Below are 3,205 nucleotides of genomic sequence, written 5' to 3'. Positions count from 1 at the left end.
GCGTTTAATATAAAACTACACCGGTGTAGTTTTATATTAAACGCGCCGCCTGTGTCCCTTTCACCCGCATAATTTTACTATATTACCAGCTATTTTTACTAATCGCAAGCATTATTTTTACTTTTTATCGCCCATATCGCGATTTTTTTACTTTTCTTGCGCGTTCAGCCAATATCGGAGCCTTTTCCAATCCTACTATGGCCGTTTTCTGCGCTCAGGTCAACAATTATTTTTACTTTTCTCGCTTTTTTTTACTTTTCTCGTCGTCGTCATGGTGGAACCCGCTTTCCCGCTCTTCATGGTCTCAATATGCCTGATATTTTTACTAAACGCAAGCCCCTTAATCGCCTATTTCGTAAAATTATTTTCAGTTATTTTTACTTTTTATGTTGACCGCCTGCGGCCTCAAGCCTATAGTCTTCACATGGCGCTGATGCCTAACGAAAGGTCCGCAAATGTTCCAGACGTTCCAGTTCTGCCGCGCAACCGGCCGACGCCTCAAGGCTTCCTTCGCCCGTATCCTCGCAAAGCTCAAACCCAACGGCTCTACCAAAATCGCCCTCGAAATCTCCATCCCCCTCTTCCTCAAAATCACCGTCGAACACACCTTCAAATCAGCCACAAGGAAACGATGAGATGACAAAATGCCTAAACAGCGCCGGGGTAGAAATGCCCCGGTTCTACGTCGCCACATATGGCGATCTTGGCCTTGAGATCGAGTTCTACTTTGATCCGCTCAGATATGGTCGCGATATCCGCAAGGCCGAGCGCGAGCACGCCAACCAGAAGCTGGATACGTACACCTACGGCACGATCCCCTCGATGCCCGCAGCATCACCGAAAGGACGCTGATATGAAGAAGCGATACACTGTGGTGGAAAACGCAGGCTACGAGCGCGAATGCGACGTGCACACGGCTGAGAGCTACGGAGCGGCGATCAAGTGGCGTGACGAATACTACGAGACGGACGAGATCGAAAGCTTGCACGTGGAAATCGCCTGCGAGCTGCCGGACGGCACTCGAACATACGAATTCTAACCGGAGATCGAATGCACATGGTGACTGTAGCCAAAATTATCGCCGATGCTCTCAACGTTCCCACACGAAACGACAAGGCCCTGTTTGGCGCGGTGCGCGCCCTCGGCCTGACAATCAGTAAGCGGGAGGGCGAATATCGCATCTCTCGCCCCAACCTTTCGCGTGAAAGGGCAGAGGCAATCGCATACTACACTCAAGACCGGGAAGACGCATGGGGTACAGCAGAAGAGATGGCGCGGGACGCTGGTACGCTTGGCAGCTAGGCCCCGATGACCTGGCTGTGCCCTTATTGTCTTCCGCTGCTCTCTTGGTTTCCGCTAGGCGCATGGGTCGCCTTTTGTGCCACCTCGCATAGCTCCTGCTCCGGTCCCTGCAATCTGGTCTCGCAACGCTCCTGCGCCTGAAATGGTTGAGAGCGTTTCACTTCGCTCTTTTGAGCCATCGCAGGCATTGCCAAAAAGAGGCTGGCGCTTATTGCTGCAAAAACGACGTTCATCTTGGTTCCCTCGATATCCTGCAAAGACTGGTAACGTTTGGGCGTGCCAAATCCAATGAACGAACGATTCCGATTTTCAAGCCGCTGCCGACTGCAATGGCCTCACTTCCGGCTGATCCCGCGCTTCGGCCTTGGACAGTTCGTAGTTCAACTGCAAATTCATCCAAAACCGTGCGGTGCTGACGCCAGCACGTTCAAGCCGGATCGCCAGATCAGGACTAATGCCAGCCTTCCCGTTGATGATCCGAGAGAGCGTAGACCGGGCAATTCCAAGGCGCTGCGCCGCGTCAGTCACCTCAATGCCGAGAGGCACCAAAACATCCTCGCGAAGCAGCTCGCCCGGATGGGGATGGTTCTTCATCACTGTATGTCTCCTTCAATGATAATCCACGTAATCGACCAACTCCACGTCAGCTCCGACAAACCGGAAAGTAACCCTCCAGTTGCCATTTACCCATATCGACCAATGCCCCTTCAGCGTCCCTTTCAAGGGGTGTAGCTTGTAGGCTGGTTGGTTCAGTTCGGCAGGCGATGCCGCTGCATTTAAGGCAGCAAGGATACGGGACAGCTTCGGCGCATGAGCAGCTTGAACCCCACGGGCAGAGCCGGTTTTGTAAAGGGTCTCAAGCCCCTTGTGTCGAAAGCCGATTATCATACTCCTATGTAGCATGTGACGCTACGCGCTACAAGGGCATAATCGGGCTTTGCTCCCTCAATTTAATAAAATAAACAGTCGTTATTTTTACTTTTTATGTTGCCGACCATATATTTTTATTTTATTCTGCCTCCATAGTCATCCAAGGAGATCGCAAATGGCAACCTACCGTCTCGGATCAAGCCCCGCCGTTCACACGCCCGGAATCGTCGCATGGGCGATTAATGGATATCATTTCGAAGACGACAGGCCCCAACTGCGCAAGGTCATCGTGGAAACCTACAATCTGCCGGAAATCGCGGCCGATCAGCTCCTTAGCAAAAAGGTGCCGTACACTATCGAAGGTGAAACGGTGGTTTTCACAGTCAGCGATGAAAGCGAACCGCAGTGAGCGGCTTCATGAAGCCTTCGCCAATGATCACCGCACATCAAGGAAATGAGAAAGTTCAATGAACGCGAAGAAGACCGACGCCGACGAACAGCAGCGTGCAAAGACCGGCCGTCGCCCGGTGGTCAAGGATGCCATTGCAACATTTGTTGCAAACCTGACAGCCGACGCCGATGATTACGCCGACCTTTGGGAAAAGGAATGGGAGACGTTTGCGGACAAGTCCGTATCGACGCGCAACATCTATGCCTCGCGCTACCGCAATGCAATTCGTGAAGCCTACGGTGACAATCACCCGGCGCTGCACTTCGTTAAGGTCCTCGACCGCTCTGACGATCCACTCCGCACGGTTGAATCTCGCGGCGCTGGCGGGCGCAAGGCGACCCGCGCCGATAGTATTGATCTGTTTGGCACAGCAGCTCAAACGCTCAAAGAAGAGCACGATCGTTCGCTCGCAGAGGGCAAGACCGAAAAGCAGGCCAGCGCCGTCTATAAGCGCGGCCTCGGGAAGCTCTGGAAGTCGGAGCTGGACGAAATGCTGCAAACCCTCAGAGTCGGTCCGGAAAGTTATTCAGTTTGAACAGAGCCTTCTCAGCATGAGGCGAATGGATGCCAATTTGAGGAAGG

Annotated in this window: 7 protein-coding genes; 5 read left to right on the top strand and 2 right to left on the bottom strand. The window is 52.8% G+C overall.

Features of this window, described 5'->3' with window-relative positions; genetic code table 11:
* The first annotated feature begins 669 nt into the window (after positions 1-669).
* Genes EXZ48_RS34230 through EXZ48_RS34220 form a run of 3 tightly spaced genes read left to right on the top strand, consistent with a single transcriptional unit; the run spans position 670 to position 1,302 of the window.
* A complete protein-coding gene (locus tag EXZ48_RS34230; RefSeq protein WP_130521501.1) occupies positions 670-852 on the top strand; it encodes a hypothetical protein in 183 nt (60 codons plus the stop codon).
* A 1-nt stretch (position 853) separates the two neighbouring features.
* Positions 854-1,039 carry a hypothetical protein gene (locus tag EXZ48_RS34225; RefSeq protein WP_130521499.1) on the top strand — a complete coding sequence of 62 codons (186 nt, stop codon included), beginning with the start codon at positions 854-856 and terminating at the stop codon, positions 1,037-1,039.
* 17 nt (positions 1,040-1,056) lie between these two features.
* Positions 1,057-1,302, top strand: coding sequence for a hypothetical protein (locus EXZ48_RS34220; RefSeq protein WP_130521497.1), 246 nt, complete (start codon positions 1,057-1,059; stop codon positions 1,300-1,302).
* Between the two features lie 309 nt (positions 1,303-1,611).
* On the opposite strand, the gene EXZ48_RS34215 is transcribed toward EXZ48_RS34220, so the two are convergent.
* Together EXZ48_RS34215 and EXZ48_RS34210 are read right to left on the bottom strand one after the other, a co-directional pair.
* On the bottom strand, positions 1,612-1,899 hold the full coding sequence (locus EXZ48_RS34215) for a HigA family addiction module antitoxin (RefSeq protein WP_130521495.1): 288 nt from the start codon (positions 1,897-1,899) through the stop codon (positions 1,612-1,614).
* Positions 1,900-1,911: 12 nt separating this feature from the next.
* Positions 1,912-2,190 (bottom strand): type II toxin-antitoxin system RelE/ParE family toxin, encoded by a 279-nt coding sequence (locus EXZ48_RS34210; protein ID WP_130521493.1) that lies wholly within the window; start codon positions 2,188-2,190, stop codon positions 1,912-1,914.
* A gap of 157 nt (positions 2,191-2,347) precedes the next feature.
* Between EXZ48_RS34210 and EXZ48_RS34205 the strand changes: the two genes are divergently transcribed.
* Positions 2,348-2,581, top strand: a complete 234-nt coding sequence (locus EXZ48_RS34205) for a hypothetical protein (protein ID WP_130521491.1) — start codon at positions 2,348-2,350, stop codon at positions 2,579-2,581.
* Between the two features lie 58 nt (positions 2,582-2,639).
* Complete coding sequence (locus EXZ48_RS34200) at positions 2,640-3,158, top strand: hypothetical protein (protein WP_130521489.1); 519 nt, start codon at positions 2,640-2,642, stop codon at positions 3,156-3,158.
* Positions 3,159-3,205: the final 47 nt, after the last annotated feature.

It is taken from the genome of Shinella sp. JR1-6, from assembly GCF_004284735.1.
Lineage (GTDB): Bacteria > Pseudomonadota > Alphaproteobacteria > Rhizobiales > Rhizobiaceae > Shinella.
The sequence above is the reverse complement of the archived record's forward strand: the minus strand, read 5'-3'. Positions and strand labels throughout refer to the sequence as shown.